The sequence below is a fragment of the Leclercia sp. LSNIH1 genome (assembly GCF_002902985.1).
Classification (GTDB): domain Bacteria; phylum Pseudomonadota; class Gammaproteobacteria; order Enterobacterales; family Enterobacteriaceae; genus Enterobacter.
In genome coordinates this window covers 1,014,775-1,037,232 of sequence record NZ_CP026167.1, presented here as the reverse complement: position 1 = coordinate 1,037,232, position 22,458 = coordinate 1,014,775, and the positions used below count along the sequence as shown (strand labels likewise).

Annotated in this window: 17 protein-coding genes and 1 tRNA gene; 13 read left to right on the top strand and 5 right to left on the bottom strand. The window is 56.1% G+C overall.

Annotated elements, in window-relative coordinates:
• Positions 1 to 284 precede the first annotated feature (284 nt).
• A complete protein-coding gene (locus C2U54_RS05290; protein ID WP_103177700.1) occupies positions 285 to 2,222 on the top strand; it encodes an acyltransferase family protein in 1,938 nt (645 codons plus the stop codon).
• Between the two features lie 165 nt (positions 2,223 to 2,387).
• On the top strand, positions 2,388 to 3,005 hold the full coding sequence (locus C2U54_RS05285; RefSeq protein ID WP_103177699.1) for a trimeric intracellular cation channel family protein: 618 nt from the start codon (positions 2,388 to 2,390) through the stop codon (positions 3,003 to 3,005).
• On the opposite strand, the gene ligB is transcribed toward C2U54_RS05285, so the two are convergent.
• Positions 3,002 to 4,672, bottom strand: a complete 1,671-nt coding sequence (gene ligB / locus C2U54_RS05280) for an NAD-dependent DNA ligase LigB (RefSeq protein WP_103177698.1) — start codon at positions 4,670 to 4,672, stop codon at positions 3,002 to 3,004. The two genes, C2U54_RS05285 and ligB, sit on opposite strands and share 4 nt — an antisense overlap.
• Before the next feature lie 250 nt (positions 4,673 to 4,922).
• On the opposite strand from ligB, the gene gmk reads away from it, so the two are divergent.
• Genes gmk through recG form a run of 5 tightly spaced genes read left to right on the top strand, consistent with a single transcriptional unit; the run spans position 4,923 to position 10,786 of the window.
• Positions 4,923 to 5,546: a guanylate kinase gene (gene gmk / locus C2U54_RS05275; RefSeq protein ID WP_103177697.1), complete on the top strand. Its 624-nt coding sequence runs from the start codon at positions 4,923 to 4,925 to the stop codon at positions 5,544 to 5,546.
• 54 nt (positions 5,547 to 5,600) lie between these two features.
• Positions 5,601 to 5,876, top strand: a complete 276-nt coding sequence (rpoZ, locus tag C2U54_RS05270; protein WP_039030179.1) for a DNA-directed RNA polymerase subunit omega — start codon at positions 5,601 to 5,603, stop codon at positions 5,874 to 5,876.
• Between the two features lie 19 nt (positions 5,877 to 5,895).
• The gene (spoT, locus tag C2U54_RS05265; protein WP_103177696.1) at positions 5,896 to 8,007 is read left to right on the top strand and encodes a bifunctional GTP diphosphokinase/guanosine-3',5'-bis pyrophosphate 3'-pyrophosphohydrolase; all 2,112 of its coding nucleotides are present in this window, start codon (positions 5,896 to 5,898) and stop codon (positions 8,005 to 8,007) included.
• Between the two features lie 4 nt (positions 8,008 to 8,011).
• Positions 8,012 to 8,701 (top strand): tRNA (guanosine(18)-2'-O)-methyltransferase TrmH, encoded by a 690-nt coding sequence (gene trmH / locus C2U54_RS05260; protein ID WP_103177695.1) that lies wholly within the window; start codon positions 8,012 to 8,014, stop codon positions 8,699 to 8,701.
• 3 nt (positions 8,702 to 8,704) lie between these two features.
• Positions 8,705 to 10,786 carry an ATP-dependent DNA helicase RecG gene (recG, locus tag C2U54_RS05255; protein WP_103177694.1) on the top strand — a complete coding sequence of 694 codons (2,082 nt, stop codon included), beginning with the start codon at positions 8,705 to 8,707 and terminating at the stop codon, positions 10,784 to 10,786.
• On the opposite strand, the gene gltS is transcribed toward recG, so the two are convergent.
• A complete protein-coding gene (gene gltS, locus C2U54_RS05250) occupies positions 10,787 to 11,989 on the bottom strand; it encodes a sodium/glutamate symporter (RefSeq protein ID WP_103177693.1) in 1,203 nt (400 codons plus the stop codon).
• A 225-nt stretch (positions 11,990 to 12,214) separates the two neighbouring features.
• On the opposite strand from gltS, the gene C2U54_RS05245 reads away from it, so the two are divergent.
• Positions 12,215 to 13,606, top strand: a complete 1,392-nt coding sequence (locus tag C2U54_RS05245; protein WP_103177692.1) for a nucleobase:cation symporter-2 family protein — start codon at positions 12,215 to 12,217, stop codon at positions 13,604 to 13,606.
• A gap of 119 nt (positions 13,607 to 13,725) precedes the next feature.
• Positions 13,726 to 15,426 (top strand): AsmA family protein, encoded by a 1,701-nt coding sequence (locus C2U54_RS05240; RefSeq protein WP_103177691.1) that lies wholly within the window; start codon positions 13,726 to 13,728, stop codon positions 15,424 to 15,426.
• 456 nt (positions 15,427 to 15,882) lie between these two features.
• On the opposite strand, the gene yicI is transcribed toward C2U54_RS05240, so the two are convergent.
• Positions 15,883 to 18,201, bottom strand: coding sequence for an alpha-xylosidase (yicI, locus tag C2U54_RS05235; protein ID WP_103177690.1), 2,319 nt, complete (start codon positions 18,199 to 18,201; stop codon positions 15,883 to 15,885).
• A 12-nt stretch (positions 18,202 to 18,213) separates the two neighbouring features.
• Entirely contained in the window at positions 18,214 to 19,608 is a 1,395-nt protein-coding gene (locus tag C2U54_RS05230; protein WP_103177689.1) for a glycoside-pentoside-hexuronide family transporter, read from the bottom strand.
• A 282-nt stretch (positions 19,609 to 19,890) separates the two neighbouring features.
• Between C2U54_RS05230 and C2U54_RS05225 the strand changes: the two genes are divergently transcribed.
• A tRNA-Sec gene (locus tag C2U54_RS05225) sits at positions 19,891 to 19,985 on the top strand.
• Between the two features lie 49 nt (positions 19,986 to 20,034).
• Positions 20,035 to 20,946, top strand: a complete 912-nt coding sequence (locus tag C2U54_RS05220; RefSeq protein ID WP_103177688.1) for an FRG domain-containing protein — start codon at positions 20,035 to 20,037, stop codon at positions 20,944 to 20,946.
• 29 nt (positions 20,947 to 20,975) lie between these two features.
• Here C2U54_RS05220 and C2U54_RS05215 read toward each other — a convergent pair whose 3' ends face one another.
• A complete protein-coding gene (locus C2U54_RS05215; RefSeq protein WP_103177687.1) occupies positions 20,976 to 21,155 on the bottom strand; it encodes a YlcI/YnfO family protein in 180 nt (59 codons plus the stop codon).
• A gap of 128 nt (positions 21,156 to 21,283) precedes the next feature.
• On the opposite strand from C2U54_RS05215, the gene C2U54_RS05210 reads away from it, so the two are divergent.
• Positions 21,284 to 21,571, top strand: coding sequence for a SymE family type I addiction module toxin (locus C2U54_RS05210; RefSeq protein WP_103177686.1), 288 nt, complete (start codon positions 21,284 to 21,286; stop codon positions 21,569 to 21,571).
• A 238-nt stretch (positions 21,572 to 21,809) separates the two neighbouring features.
• Positions 21,810 to 22,421, top strand: a complete 612-nt coding sequence (locus tag C2U54_RS05205; RefSeq protein WP_231736573.1) for a hypothetical protein — start codon at positions 21,810 to 21,812, stop codon at positions 22,419 to 22,421.
• Positions 22,422 to 22,458 lie beyond the last annotated feature (37 nt).

Below are 22,458 nucleotides of genomic sequence, written 5' to 3'. Positions count from 1 at the left end.
AAAATCCGTGTACACAAGGGTGTACCTAATGAAAAAACGCATTACATGAAATTCAGTAACCATGCGACTTAAGCCCACCTACTCAATAAACAGATTCAGAATATCGAATAAACATTAGCGCGCGTTTTTCGCAATTAATGGTCCCGCTAAGGGACCATTGTCAATTAACGGCTTTAAGTATGTCCTGAATCCCACCTGCGCATCAGAATATAAGAACTCCTTTCCTATTTTTGTTAGAATGCACGCCGCACTCAATATTCTTATCTTTCCTCTCAGGAAACATAATGGCAAACATCAACTTATCCTTAGAGGAAGCCTCCAGCCTCTCAGTTGACCGCGATTTCCGGCAGGACATTAACCTGCTGCGCGGAATAGCCATTCTTTCTGTAGTGTTTTATCACTTTACTGCCACCCTGCTGCCCGGCGGTTTCGCTGGTGTGGATGTGTTTTTCGTTATCTCCGGCTTCTTGATGACCAAAATCATCGCCACAGGCCTTGAGCGAAATAGCTTCAACCTTATTCAGTTTTATGCCGCGCGCTGTAAAAGAATAATTCCCGCGCTGCTGGCGATGTGTCTGATTGTCGCCGCGACGACCTTTTTCTGGTTGCCAACAAATGAGTACCAGAAACTCGGAAATTATATTGGCTATGCTGCCTTATTTATATCCAATCTGAAACTTAACAAAGAGTCCGGGGACTATTTTGCTCCCGACTCCCATGAGAACTGGTTTTTACATACCTGGTCATTGTCCGTCGAATGGCAATTTTATCTGGTGTTACCCTTCATTATGATGGGGCTCTATCCCCTCAGAAAAAAACTGAACACCGGTTTATGCCTGGCCATACTCACCGTTGCGTCGTTTATCGTGAGTGTCACCCACACGCCCAACGCTGCGGCCACCAGCTTCTACCTGATGCCTTATCGCGCCTGGGAGATGTTATGCGGTGGGCTGGTGTGGTATGCCTCACAGCGCTTTGCGATGCCGTTGATGCTTCGCCCGGTTGCGGCAATCGCGGGTTACGCGCTGATCCTGCTGTCACTCTTTTTCATCACCGCTGAGCATGCCTGGCCAGGACCGCTGACCTTACTGCCCATCGCGGGCGCGATGCTGGTGATCTACAGCGACTACCAGCCGCTGGTGAGCCTGTTCGACCGTAATTTTCGCTGGGCGGGGCTGAGCTCGTACTCCGTCTATTTATGGCACTGGCCTGTGGCGGTGGTTCTGCTCTACAGCGGAAAGCAGCACAACGGGCTGTGGGTCATGAGCGCGATTGCGCTCTCCTTCGCCATCGGCTGGCTGTCGTGGGTGCTGATTGAGCAACCCGGCAAAAATTACCTTAGCCAGCGTTCAAGCCGCGCTTTCTGGTTGATCCTCTTTGCCTGCGTAGGTGTCGCCTGGCTGTTCAGCTTTCTGGTGAAAAACCAGATCGTGGTCAGCCAGCCCGACCCGCTCGTCAATAAAATCGCGCTGGAAGCCACCAACAAAAACTACGCTGCCAATCCTAAAACGCACCTGAGCGCCTATGGCACAGGGAAGCCCGTCGCCATCATCATTGGCGACAGCCATGCGGAAGCCACCGCAACCGCGCTGGCAGAAGCGGCGCAAGGTAGGGGCTCTGTTATCGGGATCACCTACTCTGGCTGTCCGACGCTGGCAAGGGGCGAACTGGGGGCGCGCAATCGATGCGGGGAATTTAACCGCTCTCTCCCTTCAAGGCTGAAGGATTACGCGCCGGACGTACCGGTGGTGATTGTGAACCGCCTGACGCACTATGCCGAAAAGCAGCTTGTCACCTTCGGGGCCGGGCAGCAAAACAAGCAGGACTACCTGCGTCAGTACTCTGATGCCATCGTTGATATGGCATGCTCGCTCAACAGTACGCGTCCTGTTTATCTGGTGAATCCGATCCCCGAGATGGCGCAAAACGTTCCCCGCACGTTATCTCATCGCCTGATGACCGGGAAAACCACGCACGACTTATCCATACCCGTCGCGACTTACGCCAAACAAAACGCCGTTATTTTGCAGGCGCAGGCGCGGGCGGCAAAACAGTGTGGCGTTCAGGTGCTCGATCCCACCGCCTGGCTCTGTACGGCGGGCCGCTGCATGGGCAGTAAGAATTTACAACCATGGTATTTCGACGATAACCACCTCAGCGAAACCGGGAATAAGATGCTGGTGCCGATGTTCCGGCAGATTTTTAGCCCCCAGCAGCGTTAAAGGCCAAATTAATCTAATGCAATATCTATGTTAAAAACATGTAATAGCCCTCTTTAAGCCAAATTGGCATTAGATAATCTAATGCATATTCGATCGCACAAGAAAATCTAAATCGTGAGCCAGAGCACAAAACGTTACCCTGACGCTCTTATTTCTGGGGGTAACATGCTGCTGCATATCCTGTATCTGATCGGTATCACCGCTGAAGCCATGACCGGCGCCCTCGCCGCCGGACGTCGTCGTATGGACACCTTCGGCGTCATTATTATTGCCACTGCCACGGCGCTGGGTGGCGGCTCCGTTCGGGATATCCTGCTGGGCCACTATCCGCTCGGCTGGGTCCAACATCCTGAGTATGTGATTATTGTGGCCGTCGCCGCCGTGTTGACCACCATTGCCGCCCCGGTTATGCCCCATCTGCGCCGTCTGTTTCTGGTGCTGGATGCCCTCGGCCTGATCGTCTTCTCCATTATTGGCGCCCAGGTCGCGCTGGATATGGGCCAGGGCCCGGTGATCGCCACTATCGCGGCGGTGATCACCGGCGTCTTTGGCGGCGTGCTGCGCGATATGTTCTGTAAACGCATCCCGCTGGTCTTTCAGAAAGAACTCTACGCTGGCGTCTCTTTCGCCTCCGCCGTGCTCTATGTCGCTTTGCAGCATTACGTGAGCAATCAGGATGTGGTGATCATCTCCACGCTCTTATTTGGCTTTACCGCCCGCATGCTGGCGCTGCGTCTGAAACTGGGATTACCCGTTTTTTATTACACCCACGATAGTCACTAAAAGCCCTCTACGCCCTGTTCACCCAGCCAGGAAGCCAGGGCGTTAACGGTGGGATGATGAACAAAATCCACCAGCCTGAGCGCCTTTTCCGGGCCGATGCCCGGCACCTGATGCCAGCGTAACGCATCTCTCTCCAGTAACTGCTGCCACTGCCGATCGCTAAGCGCGCGCAGGGCCCTTCGCGGCAGGGGAACGCCAAGCGCATCCAGCCAGCGGGTAAAAGGCTGACGGCGAACCAGATTGAATTGATGCCAGAGCCGCAGGCCCCGCTCTGACGTTATGCCGGGTGTGTGTTGCAACTGCTCCTGACTGAGCGCCAGCCAGGAAAAGAGATGTTCAAAGTGGTGCGCCTGATGCAGCGACTGCCAGCCAGCCTCACCCAGCCCGGCGATATTTAACACCGACGACGAACTCAGCCACTTCAGCCGGGCCATAAACTGCCCGTGGCACTCCGGCGCGGCATAAAAACAGGTGAGCGGGGTAAAACGCCTTTCTGGCGGCACGGGTTTGCGGCGATCGCTCCCCCGCCAGACGACGTTATCCACGCGCGGGATCCCCTGCCCGGCCAGACTAATTTGGATCTGATCCCCCGGCGCAATATCCAGCGCCTGCCAGCGTCCCACTGACCCGAGGTTTACGCGCTGCACCTGCTTATCATCAAGCTGTACGGGCTCCAGGATGGCAACCACCGCGATCCTGCCGGTACGCCCCACGGTGAAATTGATGGCCCGAACTTCGGCAACCCGGGCGACCGGCGCATATTTCCACGCCACGACCCAACTGCCCTCGCCGGGAAGCCAGCGGTGACCCGGAGGCTCCTGCGCCGAGCGGATGATGACCCCATCGGTCACAAACGGCAGGGGCGATGTAAACCAGCGTTCGCGTATTTTTTCTGCTGACTCCAGCGAACTGACTTTATGCGTCCATAACCCGGTAAGGGTGAACCCTGCCTGGGTTAATGCCTGTAGCCGTTCAGGCATCGAGGCGGGGCCGTCCGGCCATGCCCAGATGAAAATACCGATCTTATCCAGCCCTGCGCCGGTATCGTGTCGCATCATCGTCCCGGCGACTTTTGCCCGCGCATTCATCCCACCCATCTGCTTCTGGATATGGTTATCGCGCAGTAAAAAGAGCTCCCCCTGCAACACGCTGTTGGCAAGCGGGCCTTTTACCTGCCCGGGAACCGAGGCGATGCGTTTTACTTTCTCCGTCCAGTCTTCGCCTTTAAGTCCGTCGCCACGGCTGGTGGCCTGCACCAGTTGACCCTGGCGGTAGACCAGCGTGACCGCCACACCATCCACTTTTGGCTGGATCCAGAGATCGCGACGCGACTGCATCCACTGGCGGAGCGCTGTTTTATCGGCTATCTTCGCGACTCCAGTGTGGCCGACCGGGTGCCTGACCGAACCACCCGCAGCCACCGATACGTCTGCCGCCTGTTCGTCGCCAAAGCAGTGCCGCCACTGTTTAAGCCTTGCCGCCAGCTGGTCATAGACTTCGTCGTTGACGTCGCTGGTGCCCTGTTGCCAGTACGCCTTATCCCAGCGTGCTATTTGCGCGCTGAGCCTGGCTATCTCCTGCTCTGCCTGGGTAGGCGACCAGACCGGGCATATCGCCTGACCGGCACTGCTCCAGATTGCTAACAGCACGCTAAAATATCGCCACATCGTCACTCCTCCCTGTTTTGCAGGGGGTATAACGCGAAGCACAGCCGCAGGCGAGAGGCAAAAAACGACTTTACGAGGCAATCTCAGAATTAAATCTTTGTTGCAGCAAACGCCCCATAAAACCGGAAAAAGGTACGCAAAAATCAACCGGAATGCGGAAAAAGTGTGACAAAGGCTACGTCACGAAGCGGCGACGTGTATAATAAGCCCGTATGTAGGACTTCAACGCTATCAACATACAAAGACTCTCATGGCTCAAGGCACGCTTTATATTGTTTCTGCCCCAAGTGGCGCGGGTAAATCCAGCCTGATTCAGGCGCTGTTAAAAACCCAACCGTTGTACGATACGCAGGTTTCTGTTTCTCACACCACGCGCGCGCCGCGTCCGGGTGAAGTACACGGTGAACACTATTTCTTTGTCGATCACGATGAATTCAGAACGATGATTGGCAGAGATGCGTTTCTTGAACACGCTGAGGTCTTCGGTAACTATTACGGCACCTCGCGTGAAACCATCGAGCAAGTGCTGTCGACCGGCGTAAACGTATTCCTGGATATCGACTGGCAGGGCGCGCAGCAGATTCGCCAGAAAATGCCCGATTCACGCAGCATTTTTATTTTGCCGCCATCGAAAGATGAGCTGGATCGCCGTCTCCGTGGCCGCGGCCAGGATAGCGAAGAGGTTATCGCAAAACGTATGGCCCAGGCAGTTGCGGAAATGAGCCATTACGCCGAATATGATTACCTGATTGTGAATGATGATTTTGACGCCGCCCTGAGCGATCTCAAAACTATCCTTCGCGCCGAACGTCTGCGTATGAGCCGCCAGAAGCAGCGACATGACGCATTAATCACCAAACTGTTGGCAGACTGAACCCACATTCAGTATCATGCCCAGTCATTTCTTCATCTGTGGAGCATTTTAAGTATGGCACGCGTAACTGTTCAGGACGCTGTAGAGAAAATTGGTAACCGTTTTGACCTGGTGCTGGTCGCCGCGCGTCGCGCTCGTCAGATGCAGTCAGGCGGTAAAGATCCACTGGTACCGGAAGAAAACGATAAAACTACCGTTATCGCACTGCGCGAAATCGAAGAAGGCCTGATCAACAGCCAGATCCTCGATGTTCGTGAGCGCCAGGAGCAGCAAGAGCAGGAAGCCGCAGAACTGCAGGCCGTTACCGCCATTGCTGAAGGTCGTCGTTAATTAAACCTGCGGGTCGCCCTTGTATCTGTTTGAAAGCCTGAATCAACTGATTCAAACCTACCTGCCGGTAGATCAGATTAAACGTCTCCAGCAGGCGTATCTCGTTGCACGTGACGCTCACGAGGGTCAGACACGTTCAAGCGGTGAACCCTATATCACGCACCCGGTAGCGGTGGCCTGTATTCTGGCCGAGATGAAACTCGACTATGAAACACTGATGGCCGCCCTGCTGCATGACGTGATCGAAGACACCCCTGCCACCTACCAGGATATGGAACAGCTGTTTGGCAAAAGCGTTGCCGAACTGGTGGAAGGGGTCTCTAAGCTTGACAAGCTGAATTTCCGCGACAAGAAAGAGGCGCAGGCCGAAAACTTTCGCAAGATGATCATGGCGATGGTGCAGGATATCCGCGTCATTCTGATCAAACTTGCCGACCGTACCCACAATATGCGCACGCTGGGCTCGCTTCGCCCGGACAAACGTCGCCGTATTGCCCGTGAAACCCTCGAAATCTACAGCCCACTGGCGCACCGTTTAGGTATTCATCACATTAAAACCGAGCTGGAAGAGCTGGGTTTTGAAGCGTTGTACCCGAACCGCTTCCGTGTGATCAAAGAGGTGGTGAAAGCCGCGCGTGGCAACCGTAAGGAGATGATTCAGAAGATCCTCTCGGAAATCGAAGGGCGTTTGCAGGAAGCCGGTATTCCCTGTCGCGTCAGCGGTCGCGAAAAGCATTTGTACTCCATCTACTGCAAAATGGTGCTTAAAGAGCAGCGTTTTCACTCGATCATGGATATCTACGCCTTCCGCGTGATCGTTCATGACGCCGACACCTGTTATCGCGTGCTCGGTCAGATGCACAGCCTCTACAAGCCGCGTCCGGGCCGAATGAAAGACTATATCGCCATTCCAAAAGCGAACGGATATCAGTCTCTGCACACCTCGATGATTGGCCCGCACGGCGTGCCGGTTGAGGTGCAAATTCGTACCGAAGATATGGATCAGATGGCGGAGATGGGTGTTGCCGCGCACTGGGCCTACAAAGAGCACGGCGAAACCAGCACTACCGCGCAAATCCGCGCCCAGCGCTGGATGCAGAGCCTGCTGGAGCTGCAGCAGAGCGCCGGTAGCTCGTTTGAATTTATCGAGAGCGTTAAATCCGATCTCTTCCCGGATGAGATTTACGTTTTCACACCAGAAGGGCGCATTGTCGAGCTGCCTGCTGGTGCCACGCCGGTCGACTTCGCCTACGCCGTGCATACCGATATCGGTCATGCCTGCGTGGGGGCACGTGTCGACAGGCAGCCTTACCCGCTGTCACAGCCATTGACCAGCGGCCAGACGGTGGAAATCATTACTGCCCCAGGCGCGCGTCCGAACGCGGCGTGGCTCAACTTCGTCGTGAGCTCGAAAGCGCGCGCCAAGATCCGTCAGCTGCTGAAGAACCTCAAACGCGATGACTCCGTCAGCCTGGGTCGCCGTCTGCTCAACCACGCGTTGGGTGGCAGCCGCAAGCTGGCTGAAATCCCGAAAGAGAGCATTCAGCACGAGCTGGAGCGTATGAAGCTCGCCTCGCTTGATGACCTGCTGGCAGAGATCGGTCTTGGCAACGCGATGAGCGTGGTGGTGGCGAAGAACCTGCAGCAGGGCGAAACCTCTGTGCCGCAGCCGTCATCAACCAGCCATGGGCACCTGCCGATCAAGGGCGCCGACGGCGTACTGATCACCTTTGCCAAGTGCTGCCGCCCTATCCCTGGCGATCCAATTATCGCCCACGTCAGCCCGGGTAAAGGTCTGGTTATCCATCACGAATCCTGTCGTAACATCCGCGGCTATCAGAAAGAGCCAGAGAAGTTTATGGCGGTCGAGTGGGATAAAGAGACCGAGCAGGAATTTATCACCGAGATCAAGGTAGATATGTTCAACCACCAGGGCGCGCTGGCGAACCTGACCGCGGCGATCAATACCGCCTCTTCCAATATTCATAGCCTGAATACCGAAGAGAAGGATGGCCGTGTCTACAGCGCCTTTATTCGTCTGACCGCGCGGGACCGTGTGCATCTGGCGAATATCATGCGTAAAATCCGCGTGATGGCTGACGTCATTAAAGTCACCCGTAACCGAAACTAGTTTTATGAATTCAACGCGTTATGCCCGGATCTGCGAAATGCTTGCCAGGCGTCAGCCCGATCTGACGGTGTGCATGGAGCAGGTGCATAAACCTCATAACGTTGCTGCTATCGTCCGTACCGCTGATGCCGTCGGCGTGCATGAAGTGCACGCCGTCTGGAAGGGGACGCGGATGCGTCCTATGGCCTCGGCTGCCGCAGGCAGCAACAGCTGGGTACAGGTCAAAGCCCACAACACTATTGGCGAAGCCATTTCGCATCTGAAAGGGCGAGGCATGCAGATTCTGGCGACCCACCTTTCCGACAAAGCCGTCGATTTCCGTGAAATTGATTACACCCGCCCGACCTGCATTCTGATGGGTCAGGAGAAGACGGGGATCACTCAGGAAGCCTTAGATCTGGCGGATCAGGACATCATCATTCCGATGATCGGCATGGTGCAGTCGCTGAACGTCTCCGTGGCCTCCGCCCTCATTCTGTATGAAGCCCAGCGTCAGCGGCAAAATGCCGGGATGTACAAACGCGAGAACAGCATGCTGCCGGACGATGAGCAGCAGCGCCTGCTGTTTGAAGGCGGTTATCCGGTGCTGGCCAGAGTGGCGAAGCAGAAAAAATTACCGTACCCCCACGTGAATCTGCAGGGCGAGATTGAAGCCGATGCGACGTGGTGGGCGACGATGCAGGCGGCGAAGTAAATTATGCAGGGCCGTCTGCTGGATGCTGTGCCGCTCAATTCCCTGACGGGTGTTGGCGCAGCCCAGAGCAGCAAACTGGCGAAAATTGGCCTGCATACCGTGCAGGATCTCCTCCTGCACCTCCCCCTGCGTTACGAAGACCGCACTCAGCTTTATCAGATTGGTGAACTCCTGCCTGGCATTTACGCCACCGTTGAAGGCGAAGTCCTGAACTGCAACATCACCTTCGGCGGTCGCCGGATGATGACCTGCCAGATCAGCGACGGCTCCGGCATCCTGACGATGCGCTTTTTTAACTTCAATGCGGCAATGAAAAACAGCCTCGCCACTGGACGACGGGTGCTGGCCTATGGCGAAGCCAAACGCGGGAAATATGGCGCGGAGATGATCCACCCGGAGTACCGCGTGCAGGGCGATCTCAGCACGCCGGAGATGCAGGAGACGCTGACGCCGGTCTACCCGACCACCGAAGGCGTTAAGCAGGCGACGCTGCGCAAGCTGACCGATCAGGCGCTGGAGCTGCTGGACACCTGTGCCATTGCCGAACTTCTGCCGCCGGAGCTGGCGCAGGGGATGATGAGCCTGCCGGATGCGTTGCGTACTCTCCATCGCCCGCCGCCCTCACTGCTGTTGAGCGATTTAGAGAGCGGGCAACACCCGGCGCAGCGACGTCTTATTCTCGAAGAGCTACTGGCGCACAACCTGAGCATGCTGGCGCTGCGCGCCGGGGCACAGCGTTTTCACGCCCTGCCGCTCCCGGCCCGTAATGAATTAAAAGAGAGGCTTCTGGCCTCGCTGCCGTTTAAACCCACCGGGGCGCAGGCCCGCGTCACCGCCGAGATCGAGCATGATATGGCGCTGGACGTGCCGATGATGCGCCTGGTGCAGGGCGACGTAGGCTCGGGCAAAACGCTGGTGGCCGCCCTGGCCGCATTACGCGCCATTGCCCACGGCAGACAGGTCGCCCTGATGGCGCCTACCGAACTGCTGGCCGAGCAGCACGCCAACAATTTCCGCGCCTGGTTTGCGCCGCTGGGCGTGGAGGTGGGCTGGCTTGCCGGTAAGCAAAAAGGCAAAGCGCGACAGGCGCAGCAGGAAGCCATTGCCAGCGGTCAGGTGCAGATGATTGTCGGCACCCATGCCATCTTCCAGGAGCAAGTGCAGTTCCACGGTCTGGCACTGGTGATCATTGATGAGCAGCACCGTTTTGGTGTGCATCAGCGTCTGGCGCTGTGGGAGAAAGGTCTCCAGCAGGGTTATCATCCGCACCAGCTGATCATGACCGCCACGCCCATTCCCCGTACCCTGGCGATGACCGCCTATGCCGATCTAGACACCTCCGTTATCGACGAGCTGCCCCCGGGCCGTACGCCGGTAACCACTGTCGCCATCCCGGATACGCGCCGCAGCGACATCATCGATCGCGTGCGCAACGCCTGCCTGCAGGAAGGGCGTCAGGCCTACTGGGTCTGTACCCTGATTGAAGAGTCCGATCTGCTGGAAGCACAGGCGGCAGAAGCCACGTGGGAAGAGTTAAAGCTGGCCCTGCCGGAGCTGAACGTCGGGCTGGTGCATGGCCGGATGAAACCTGCGGAAAAACAGGCGGTGATGCAGGCCTTCAAGCAGGGCGAACTGCATCTGCTGATTGCCACCACGGTGATTGAAGTGGGGGTGGACGTGCCTAACGCCAGCCTGATGATCATCGAAAACCCGGAACGTCTGGGTCTGGCGCAGCTGCACCAGCTGCGTGGCCGCGTCGGACGTGGCGCGGTGGCCTCGCACTGCGTATTGCTCTATAAAGCCCCGCTGTCGAAAACAGCGCAAAAACGTTTGCAGGTGTTACGCGACAGCAATGACGGCTTTGTGATTGCGCAACAGGATCTGGAGATCCGTGGGCCGGGAGAGTTGCTCGGCACCCGTCAGACCGGTAACGCCGAGTTTAAAGTAGCAGATTTGATGCGCGATCAGGGCATGATCCCCGAAGTTCAGCGTCTGGCACGCCATATTCATGAACGCTACCCCGAACAGGCGGCAGCGTTAATCGATCGCTGGATGCCAGAGACCGGGCGTTACTCGAACGCCTGATCAGCCGAAGATAGGCAGCATCAGATAGAGCTTAATCACGATCGCGTTGACGATATCAATAAAGAACGCCCCCACCATCGGCACCACCAGAAACGCCATATGCGACGGACCGAAACGCTCGGTAATGGCCTGCATGTTGGCGATCGCCGTCGGCGTGGCCCCCAGACCAAAGCCGCAATGGCCGGCCGCCAGCACCGCCGCATCGTAGTTTTTACCCATCATCCGCCAGGTAACGAACATGGCGTACAGCGCCATAAACAGGGCCTGCACGATCAGGATCGCCAGCATTGGCAGCGCAAGCGAGGCCAGCTCCCACAGCTTCAGGCTCATCAGCGCCATCGCCAGGAACAGCGACAGGCAGACGTTGCCCAACACCGACACCGCCCGCTCAAAGACGCGATAAAAGCCCATCAGGGCCAGGCCGTTGCTGAGGATCACCCCCACAAACAATACGCAGACAAAGACCGGCAGCTCCAGCACGGTGCCAGCCAGCAATTGCGCAATCACCTTGCCCACCGTCAGGCAGATGGCGATCAGGGCGATGGTTTCAATCAGCACCAGGGAGGTGATCATGCGTCCGACGTCCGGCTTTTCAAATGCCGATGGCGTCAACTCATCGTCCGGGCAGCCATTCGGGTTGGTGGAGCGCTTCACCAGAAAGCGCGCGACCGGTCCGCCGATCAGGCCGCCCAACACCAGCCCGAAGGTGGCGCAGGCCATTGCCACTTCGGTGGCATTCTGGAAGCCATAGCGTTCAACAAACAGCTTGCTCCAGGCCGCGCCGGTACCGTGACCGCCCGACAGGGTAATCGAACCGGCCAGCAGGCCCATCAGTGGGTCCAGCCCCAGCAGCGACGCCATGCCGATGCCGATGGCGTTCTGCATCACCAGCAGACCGACCACCACAATTAAGAACACCCCAAGCACCTTCCCGCCTGCCCGCAGGCTGGAGAGGTTGGCGTTCAGGCCGATAGTGGCGAAAAAGGCCAGCATCAGCGGGTCTTTTAAGGTCATATCAAAGTTGATTTCCCAGCCCATGCTTTTTTTCAGCACCAGCAGCGCGATGGCGGCCAGCAATCCGCCCGCAACGGGCTCCGGGATGGTGTATTTTCTGAGGAAGGGAACGCTGTGAACCAGTTTACGGCCAAGCAGTAAAACGAGAGTTGCCGCAACGAGGGTCGACAACGTATTGAGATGAATCATAGTGGGCTCCTTTTAAGGCACGTGCTCCATCAACATGCGCGTTTTCCTGTAACGTTTGCGTGTTATAAGCGCAATCGGGAGCAGGAGTGTAATGAACTTTGCCGCATCAGGACAGAAAAAGCCGTCCTGGACGGGTGAATTTATCAACGTTTTTTGTTAGCAATCGTTTGCTTTTCTCATCCACTCGGCTAAAATGCCCGCTTTTCCTCCAGGGGTTTGCAGCAGATGTCCGTTAACGCCATTGAACAGCAGGATGCGCAACCGATTGCGCAGACGCAAAACAGTGAACTGATTTACCGTCTTGAAGACCGTCCGCCGCTGGCGCAGACCTTGTTTGCCGCCTGTCAGCATCTGCTGGCGATGTTTGTGGCCGTTATTACCCCCGCTCTGCTGATCTGCCAGGCTCTCGGTTTACCGGCGCAGGACACCCAGCACATTATCAGCATGTCACTGTTTGCCTCGGGCGTGGCCTCCATCATTCAGATTAAAGCCTGGGGGCCGGTGGGCTCCGGTCTGCTGTCGATTCAGGGTACCAGCTTTAACTTTGTTGCCCCGCTGATCATGGGCGGTACGGCACTGAAAACCGGCGGCGCGGATGTACCTACCATGATGGCGGCGCTGTTCGGCACCCTGATGCTGGCAAGCTGCACCGAGATGGTGATCTCCCGCGTTCTGCACCTGGCGCGCCGCATTATTACCCCGCTGGTCTCCGGCGTAGTGGTGATGATTATCGGCCTGTCGCTGATTCAGGTGGGTCTGACCTCCATCGGCGGCGGCTACGCGGCGATGAACGACCACACCTTCGGCGCACCTAAAAACCTGCTGCTGGCGGGCATTGTGCTGGCAATCATTATTCTGCTTAACCGTCAGCGTAACCCGTACCTGCGCGTCGCCTCGCTGGTGATCGCCATGGCGGCTGGCTACCTGGCCGCCTGGACGATGGGCATGCTGCCGCAGTCTGTTGCGCCGACCGACAGCCCGCTGATCATGGTGCCGACGCCGCTCTACTACGGCCTGGGCATTGACTGGAGCCTGCTGCTGCCGCTGATGCTGGTGTTTATGATCACCTCGCTGGAAACCATAGGCGACATTACCGCGACCTCTGACGTCTCTGAGCAGCCGGTCTCTGGCCCGCTGTATATGAAGCGCCTGAAAGGCGGCGTGCTGGCAAACGGTCTGAACTCGTTTGTCTCCGCCGTGTTCAACACCTTCCCGAACTCCTGCTTCGGCCAGAACAACGGCGTGATCCAGCTGACCGGCGTTGCCAGCCGCTACGTGGGCTTTGTCGTGGCGCTGATGCTGGTTTTACTGGGCCTGTTCCCTGCGGTGAGCGGCTTTGTGCAGCACATTCCTGAGCCGGTCCTGGGCGGCGCAACGCTGGTGATGTTTGGCACCATCGCGGCATCGGGGGTGCGTATCGTCTCCCGCGAGCCGCTGAACCGCCGCGCTATCATGATCATCGCCCTGTCGCTGGCGGTGGGTCTGGGTGTTTCTCAGCAGCCGCTGATCCTGCAGTTTGCCCCGGACTGGGTGAAGAACCTGCTCTCTTCCGGCATCGCCGCCGGTGGGATCACCGCTATCGTCCTGAACCTGATTTTCCCGCCAGAAAAGAACTGATCTCCCTTTACGGCAGCAGGCAACTGCTGCCGTGACACGTAATTACACCATTCCCGCCTTGAGCATTGCGTATAAATCGTGCATAACTCCTTTATGTTCGTTTTACGTGATGGAAGACCATGAAATTTATTGGAAAGCTTCTCGTCGGTATTCTGGCCGTTCTGCTTATTGCGATCCTCGCGCTCTATATCCTTGTACAAACGCGCTGGGGCGCAGCGCAGGTCAGCAGCTGGATCACGGTAAACACCGATTACGAACTCAATTTCGACCTGATGGATCACCGTTTCTCGTCGCCCACGCACCTGGTGCTGAAAAACGTCACATTCGGGCGCGACGGCCAACCCGCGACGCTGGTCGCCAAAATGGTGGATATCGGCGTGAGCAGCCGTCAGCTCACCGATCCGCTGCACATGGATACCATCACCCTGTTTGACGGCACGCTGAACCTCTCGCCGCAGACCGCTCCTCTTCCCTTCCAGGCCGATCGCCTGCTGTTAAACAACATGGCGTTTAACAGCCCCAATACCGCGTGGGATCTGAGCGCCCAGAAGGTGACCGGCGGCGTGCGCCCGTGGGACCCTGAAGCGGGCAATGTGCTGGGTAAAAAGGCCAACATCCAGATCAGCGCCGGGTCGCTGACGCTGAATGGCGTCCCGGCCAGCAACGTGCTGATTGAAGGCGAACTGAATGGTAAAGAGGTGGTGCTGACCACCATCGGCGCAGACATGGCCCGGGGCTCGCTCACCGGCACCGCGCGTCGCGACGCCAACGGCGGCTGGAAGGTGGACAACATGCGCCTGAATGAGATCCGCCTGCAGAGTGATAAATCCCTTGCCGACTTTTTTGCCCCGATTACTACCCTGCCATCGTTGCAGATTGGCCGCCTCGAGGTGACCGACGCCCGTCTGCAGGGGCCGGACTGGGCGGTGACCGATCTCGATTTAAGCCTGCGCAACCTGACCCTGAGCCAGGGCGACTGGCAGAGCGAGGATGGCCGCCTGTCGATGAACGCCAGCGAGTTTATCTACGGTTCACTGCATCTGTTCGACCCGATCCTCAACGCCGAATTCTCCCCGCAGGGGATCGCCCTGCGCCAGTTCACCTCACGCTGGGAAGGCGGAATGGTGCGCACCTCCGGCAACTGGTTGCGCAGCGGTAAAGCACTGGTGCTGGATGATGTCGCCGTCGCCGGGCTGGAATACACCCTGCCGGAGAACTGGAAAACGCAGTGGATGACGACCCTGCCGGAATGGCTGCACAGCGTCACGCTGCGCAAATTTGGCCTGAGCCGCAACCTGGTGATCGATGTCGACTCCACCTTCCCGTGGCAGATCACCGCTCTCGATGGCTATGGCACCAACCTGCAACTGGCGAAAGATCGCGAGTGGGGGGTCTGGTCAGGCACCGCCACCCTGAACGGCGCGGCCGCCACCTTTAATCGCGTGGACGTGCGCCGTCCGTCGCTGTCGCTTACCGCCAACGCCTCGACGATTGCCATCAATGAACTGAGCGCCTTTACCGAGAAAGGGATCCTGGAAGCGAAGGCCAGCGTATCGCAGACCCCGGTGCGCCAGACCACCGTCAATCTGACCGGGCGCGGCGTGCCGTTGAACATCATCCAGCAGTGGGGCTGGCCAGCGCTGCCGGTGTCCGGCGACGGCAATCTTCAGCTCACCGCCAGCGGCAATGTGCAGAAAGATTCCCCGCTGAAACCGACGGTCAACGGCAGGCTGAATGCGGTAAATATGGATAAGCAACAGGTGACCCAGACGATGACGGGCGGGGCGGTAAATACGGTGGCACCACCACCCGCACCATAATGTGGGCCCGGTAAGCGCAGCGCCGCCGGGCATCAGACCGCACTGCATTGCCGGGTGACGGCTTCGCCTTACCCGGCCTACAAAACCCACAGCCTGCACGATCCGTAGGCTTGGTAAGCGCAGCGCCACCGGGCATCAGACCACGCTGCATTGCCGGATGGCGGCTTCGCCTTACCCGGCCTACACAACCTACAGCCTGCGCGATCCGTAGGCCCGGCAAGCAACGCGCCGCCGGGCATCAGACCGCACTGCATTGCCGGGTGGCGGCTTCGCCTTACCCGGCCTACACAACCCACAGCATGCACAACCCGTAGGCCCGGTAAGCGCAGCGCCACCGGGCATCAGACCGCACGGCATTGCCGGGTGGCGGCTTCGCCTTACCCGGCCTACAAAACCCACAGCCTGCGCGATCCGTAGGCCCGGCAAGCAACGCGCCGCCGGGCTTTTCCAGACAACTCAGAGGTGAACCACCACCTCATCCCCTTCGGCTTTCACCACCACGCCCCACTCGCTACCGATGTGAGATGCGCCTTTCACGCCGCTAATCTGCGGCACATTGCGCAGGCAGACCGTCCAGTTCCGCGCCTCGCCGCTCCCTTTCAGGGTGACGGCATCGCCGCTGCGCGTCGCGGTCAGGGTAAAGGCCACATCACCGTTCGCCGCAGGGACTTCGCTTACCGCCGTGGCGCCATCGGCCAGGTTAAACAGCTGGAAGGCGGTGCCTTCGTTCCAGGCGTAGTCCGGTTTCTGGTCGTTGTTACCCAGCGCCAGCAGGGTGTTGTCGCGCACGTAGACCGGCAGGCTCTTGAAATCGTGCTGCTGTTTGTGCCAGCGGCTGCCCTGCAATTCGTCGTTATGCCACAGGTGCGTCCAGCACCCTTCCGGCAGGTAAAACTGCACATCGCCCGCCTCGCTGAATACCGGCGCCACCATCACCGCATCGCCCAGCATATACTGGCGGTCGAGATAGTCGCAGGCCGGATCGTCCGGGAACTCGAGCATCATCGCCCGCAGCATTGGCGTGCCGAACTCGCGGGCCAGCGCCGCCTGGCGATAGAGGTACGGCATCATCCGGCATTTCAGTTGAGTAAAGTGGCGCACCACATCGCAGGACTCGTCATCATACGCCCACGGCACCCGGTAGGATTTGCTGCCATGCAGGCGGCTGTGGCTGGAGAGCAGCCCGAACGCGCACCAGCGTTTGTAGACGTGCGCCGGGGCGGTGTTTTCGAACCCGCCGATATCGTGGCTCCAGAACCCGAATCCGGAGAGCCCGATCGACAGCCCGCCGCGCAGGCTTTCGGCCATCGATTCATAGTTGGCGTAGCAGTCGCCGCCCCAGTGAACCGGGAACTGTTGCGCCCCCACCGAGGCCGAGCGAGCAAACAGCACCGCCTCTTCCTCGCCCACCGTCTCTTTCAGCACGTTCCACACCAGTTCGTTATAGATGTAGGCGTAATGGTTGTGCATTTTCTGCGGATCGGAACCGTCGAACCACTGCACGTCGGTCGGAATGCGCTCGCCAAAGTCGGTTTTAAAGCAGTCGACGCCGATATCCACCAGGCCTTTCAGCTTGTCGGCGTACCAGGCACAAGCCTCCGGATTGGTGAAGTCGTAGATCGCCAACCCCGGCTGCCATTTATCCCACTGCCACAGGGAGCCATCCGGACGTTTCAGCAGATAGCCCTTCTCTTTCAGTTCTTTAAATACCGGGGATTTCTGCCCGATGTAGGGGTTGATCCACACGCAGACCTTGAGCCCTTTCTCCTTCAGGCGGCGGATCATCCCTTCCGGGTCCGGGAAGGTAACCGGGTCCCACTCAAAGTCGCACCACTGGAAGGCCTTCATCCAGAAGCAGTCGAAGTGGAAGACGTGCAGGGGCAGGTCGCGCTCCGCCATGCCGTCGATAAAGCTGTTCACCGTCGCTTCGTCGTAGTTGGTGGTGAACGAGGTGGTGAGCCACAGCCCGAACGACCACGCTGGCGGCAGCGCCGGACGCCCGGTGAACTGCGTATAGCGATTGAGCACCTCTTTCGGCGTCGGGCCGTCGATGACGAAGTACTCCAGATATTCACCCTCGACGCTAAACTGCACTTTCGACACCTTCTCGGAGCCGATTTCAAAGGAGACGTTTTCCGGGTGATTCACCAGCACGCCGTAGCCGCGGTTGGTGAGGTAGAACGGGATATTTTTGTACGACTGCTCGGTGCTGGTGCCGCCGTCGCGGTTCCAGGTTTCGACCGTCTGGCCGTTGCGCACCAGGGCGGTAAAGCGCTCGCCCAGGCCATAGACGGTTTCACCCACGCCCAGATCCAGACGCTCAAACATGTAGTTGCGATCGGTATTGCCGTCCTGCACGTAGCCGTTATTTTTCAACTGGCTGCCGGTGATGCGTTGTCCGTTGCGGAAGAAATCCAGCGACCAGAACTCGCCTTTGGTGACGCGCACGCTGATGTTGCCGCTTTTCAGCTCAGCAAACTCCGCGTCGTTTTCAATCTGCACGTTAACGTCTTTCAGGACGTTGAGCGGGTAGTGCGGGCCGTTATTCAGCGCCCCCTGGAAGTGCTCGATACGCACCCCGACAATCCCCTCCTGCGGCGCAAACAGGCGCACGGTGAACATCAGGGTGTCGAGCTGCCAGGTGCGCTCGCGCACGTCGCGTGGCGCCACATAGACCACCAGGTCGTTGCCCTGCTGCTCCACATCGAATACCTGAACCGGATAGGTCACGTTCAGACCCGGTTGAATTAGCCAGTTTCCATCACTGATTTTCATGCTTTCGTCCTCTTAGTTCTGCAATTCTTTGCTGACCGGCAGGATGTTAAATTCCTGCTCGTTACGTCGCGCGCCCTGCGCCAGATCGTTCATGATTTTGACCAGGAATGGCGTCTTCAGGCTGTAGTAGCGTTTGGCAATCACCGCGCTCAGCAGGTAGCAAGCGGCGGGTACCAGGGTAAACAGGGCGATGATAATGCTGATGGTGGCGCTGTTCTGGGTTTTTGCTGCGGCATCGTAGCCGCCGCCAGCCAGCATCCAGCCGATTAACGCCCCGCCCAGCGCGAGGCCCAGCTTGAGCACGAACAGCGTGCCCGCAAAGCTGATGCCGGTGAGGCGTTTGCCGTTGGTCCACTCGCCGTAATCGACGGTGTCGGACATCATTACCCACTGGATCGGCGTCACCAACTGGTGCAGCACGCCAATCACGAAGATAAAGCCGAACATAGTGATGCTGGCCTGCATCGGCACGAAGAACATCGCCACGCTCGCCACCGCCAGCAGGGCATTGGTCCACCAGAAGACGCTGACTTTGCATTTCCAGTCGGTGAGCGGTTTCGCCAGCGCGGAGCCAATCAGGTTGCCGACGCAGTAGGTGGTAAGGAAGGCGACGAACAGTTCTGGCGAGCCCATGATCCAGGTGACGTAATACATCATCGCCCCGCCGCGCACGCAGACCGCCAGAATGTTGAGGATGGTAAGCAGCCCGACGATGCGCCACTGGTCGTTCTTCCAGATGTCGCGCAGATCTTCGCGCATGGAGGTGGTGCTCGGTGGCACCTGGATGCGCTCTTTGGTGGTGAAGAAGCAGAACGCCAGCATCAGGAACGCTACCACCGACAGCACCGCGATACCGCCCTGGAAGCCGAGCGCTTTATTCTCGCCACCAATCATATTCACCAGCGGCATCATCAGTACCGTGGAGAGCATGCCGCCCGCCGTCGCCAGCACAAAGCGCCAGGACTGGAGGGAGATACGCTGCGTCGGGTCGTTGGTGATCACCCCACCCAGGGCGCAGTACGGGATGTTGACCACGGTATAGAGCACGGTCAGCAGGGTGTAAGTGACAGCAGCGTAGATCATTTTGCCGTTCAGGCTGAGGTCCGGTGTGGTGTAGGCCAGCACGCAGACCAGACCAAACGGGATCGCCCCGAATAGTATCCACGGGCGGAACTTACCCCAACGGCTGCGGGTGCGGTCGGCTATCAGCCCCATGCAGGGGTCGGAGACAGCATCCAGCGCACGCGCCAGCAGGAACATGGTGCCGACAAACCCGGCGGGGATACCGAAGATATCGGTATAGAAAAACATCATGTAGAGCATAACGTTGTCGAAAATGATGTGACTTGCGGCGTCACCCATGCCGTAACCAATTTTCTCTTTGACGGATAAGACTTCGCTTTTCATTGTTTTTCCTTCACGCGTAGGGCGCTGAGACCGGTTACATTTTTTGTAAACCATTCACCCACGGGCAGGTATTGCGTTTTCTGGTTACTTTTTTACGTTTCTTGTTTTTTGTGATCGCGGTAAAAGTGCGGGGGCGGAAAATGTAAGCTGAGGATTTTCTTAAGGTTTACGCTGGAGGGATAACGCAGGTCAAAAAAGGGGTGAAATAAGTGAGGGAAAAGATGGGGTAAATGATTGAAAGTAGCTATAATGCGCCCCGCCTCCATGTAGCAATCGAGGCGCGGAAGATCGTCATCTCCGGTGAGGTGGCTGGACTTCAAATCCAGTTGGGGCCGCCAGCGGTCCTGGGCAGGTTCGACTCCTGTGATCTTCCGCCAAAATTTCCATCATTGTATTGCCTCTAAATATTTAGGTTAATGAAATCTCATGGAAAATGATAATTTTTATGAAATTATTAATTGTGAATCAGCTAGTGAATTCTTAAATTTATTTTTACCTTGGAATAACGCTGATAAGTTTCAAGGATATGTATTTAGAGGCCATGCAGATTCATCGTTTCAACTAGTGCCATCTATACTTAGAAAAGAAACTATTGATAAATGTTGGATAATAGCAGGTGGAAAACCTATTTCCGATCAATATCTTTGGCAACACTGGCAAGTACACTTAGAAAAATCCTTGATAAAGCAATTTTATCACTTAAGCAATAAAAATGGACTCAAAATACCATTAACCAATAAATTTAAAAATGTTCTTTCCGATGCAGATGATTTCTCATCTTTGTTAAACTTTGGAAGTGAAAATTGGATAGATGAGGAATTATACGAAGTTGCTGCTTTAGCACAACATTATGGAGTGCCAACCCGCTTCCTTGATTGGACATATGATCCTTTTGTTGCGATTTACTTTGCTAGCAGAGATGCACGTAACAATACTGGGCATATGGAAATATGGGCAATTAACAAGATGTATCTAAGTTTTTTATGGCCTACGACTAATAGAATCAATGTAGAGTTTTATACTCCCCGCTACTCAGAAAATGATAATATTAACTCCCAAAAAGGGTTGTTTACACATTGGTCAGTTGAAAATCCTTCTATGCATATGTCAGTCACTAACAATCTTCCGCAAATAATGACTAACTTCGCACCTTTAGATCAGTTAATTAGATCACAAATGCTTAATAACGATAAAACGAATATATTTAAAAGAATTAGAATATCTTGCAGTGAAGCATATCAAATCTTTGACAGCATCAGTAGCTTGGGTTATAACTCTGCAAAAATATTCCCCGGATACGACGGCATAGTAAAATCTATGTTTGATAAGATTAATTAAATTCTGCGATATAATATTTGCGAATCAAATCATTTTTTATCTAATCCGCTAGATGATTGTAATCTTATTAAACAGGCTTCTTTCACCCACTTACTAAAATTCCCTTTCCCCGCAGCTTTCTCAATCTGTTCCAAAAGCTCATCCTCAAACCGGATGTTCTTCATCGTGCTTTTGGTGCGGTCAAAATTTGGCTTCTTTTTCTCTTGCATGGTAGGTACCATTTCGGTTAGTTTATCACCACGTGGTACCTACCACATGGATTCACATTTCAAGCAACGCCCAGCAGTGTTACAGCACTAATGGGCGTCTAACCTCACCAACTATCAAGGAGTTGATTATGGCTGATTCGCATTCTACCCCAGACACTACCGCAACCGGAACTGAGCGTACATTAATTGTGGGATATCGCCCGCAAGGTCTCGATCGCAGTACGCCAAATCTGATCCTTTCCGGCAAATGGCTGCGTGCGGCGGGATTTGATACCGGAGATAAAGTCACAGTGAAAGTCATGGATGGCTGCATCGTTGTGATGGCGCACAACCCGCATGAGAAGGCACTTCTCGCTGAATTAAAGCAGGCGCAGCAGAAGCTGAAAGGGATTGAAGGGGCGCTGTCCATGGTGTAATCACAGGCTGATCACCTGATTCTTACTTAACCTGTAAGTCAGGCTTACAGTTTCGGCAGACGCGAAACCAAAGCAGATATGCAGTTGTTCAGCAAAACCGAACAACTGCCGCGGCCCGTAACCCTCATCTCACACTCATCACCATGCAAAAATCAGAATTTTACAAAAAAAGACTGGCAAGCGGCCAGTAAATAGCCCGGTATACTCACGACGATACAAATCAGAATGAGTGCCAGACATGAAAACAATAGCTAATGTCAAAATTAAATGCTTATCGTTCCTGACTCTTATATTACTTTCAGCCTGCCATCACGCTTTCGCGGCCAAAATGACAGGCTTTGCGGAGCAATATTACCGGGATGACCTCTCTTCCCAAGAAGTTGTATCACAACAGCCTATCTCTCCCACCATTACTATCGGCACCAAAGCTATTCAGATGGAGACGACTTCCCTGACGGATATTGCTGACATACCTATTCAGACAGACAGCTCTGCTCGCTGGCTCTGCCTGCATTCAAAAGAGGGTATAAATTATTGGTTTATTTCCGATAATGAAATGGGGAGGGGGTTACTCACTGCTATTGCGATAGCTAAAGACGGCAATCATAAAGAGTGTGTGGCATCGCCAGAATCCATTCGCGTTTCCATAGGGAAGATATCTTTGCTTGATACCACTCGTCAGGATATCGCTCAGTCATTTGGAAATAATGAGGTTATAAAAAAGGAGGCTGTTCTTTTCTATCAGGATACCCCCGTTCAGGAGGGATTTACCCAAAGCAATACCGTCTCTTATTCCTTCGACGGTGAGAAAGTGCGTGGCGTGATCGTGGGGCAAATTACGAGTAACTGATCGGCTTCAGGAAAGGGTTAAGGGGTTATTTCCCCTC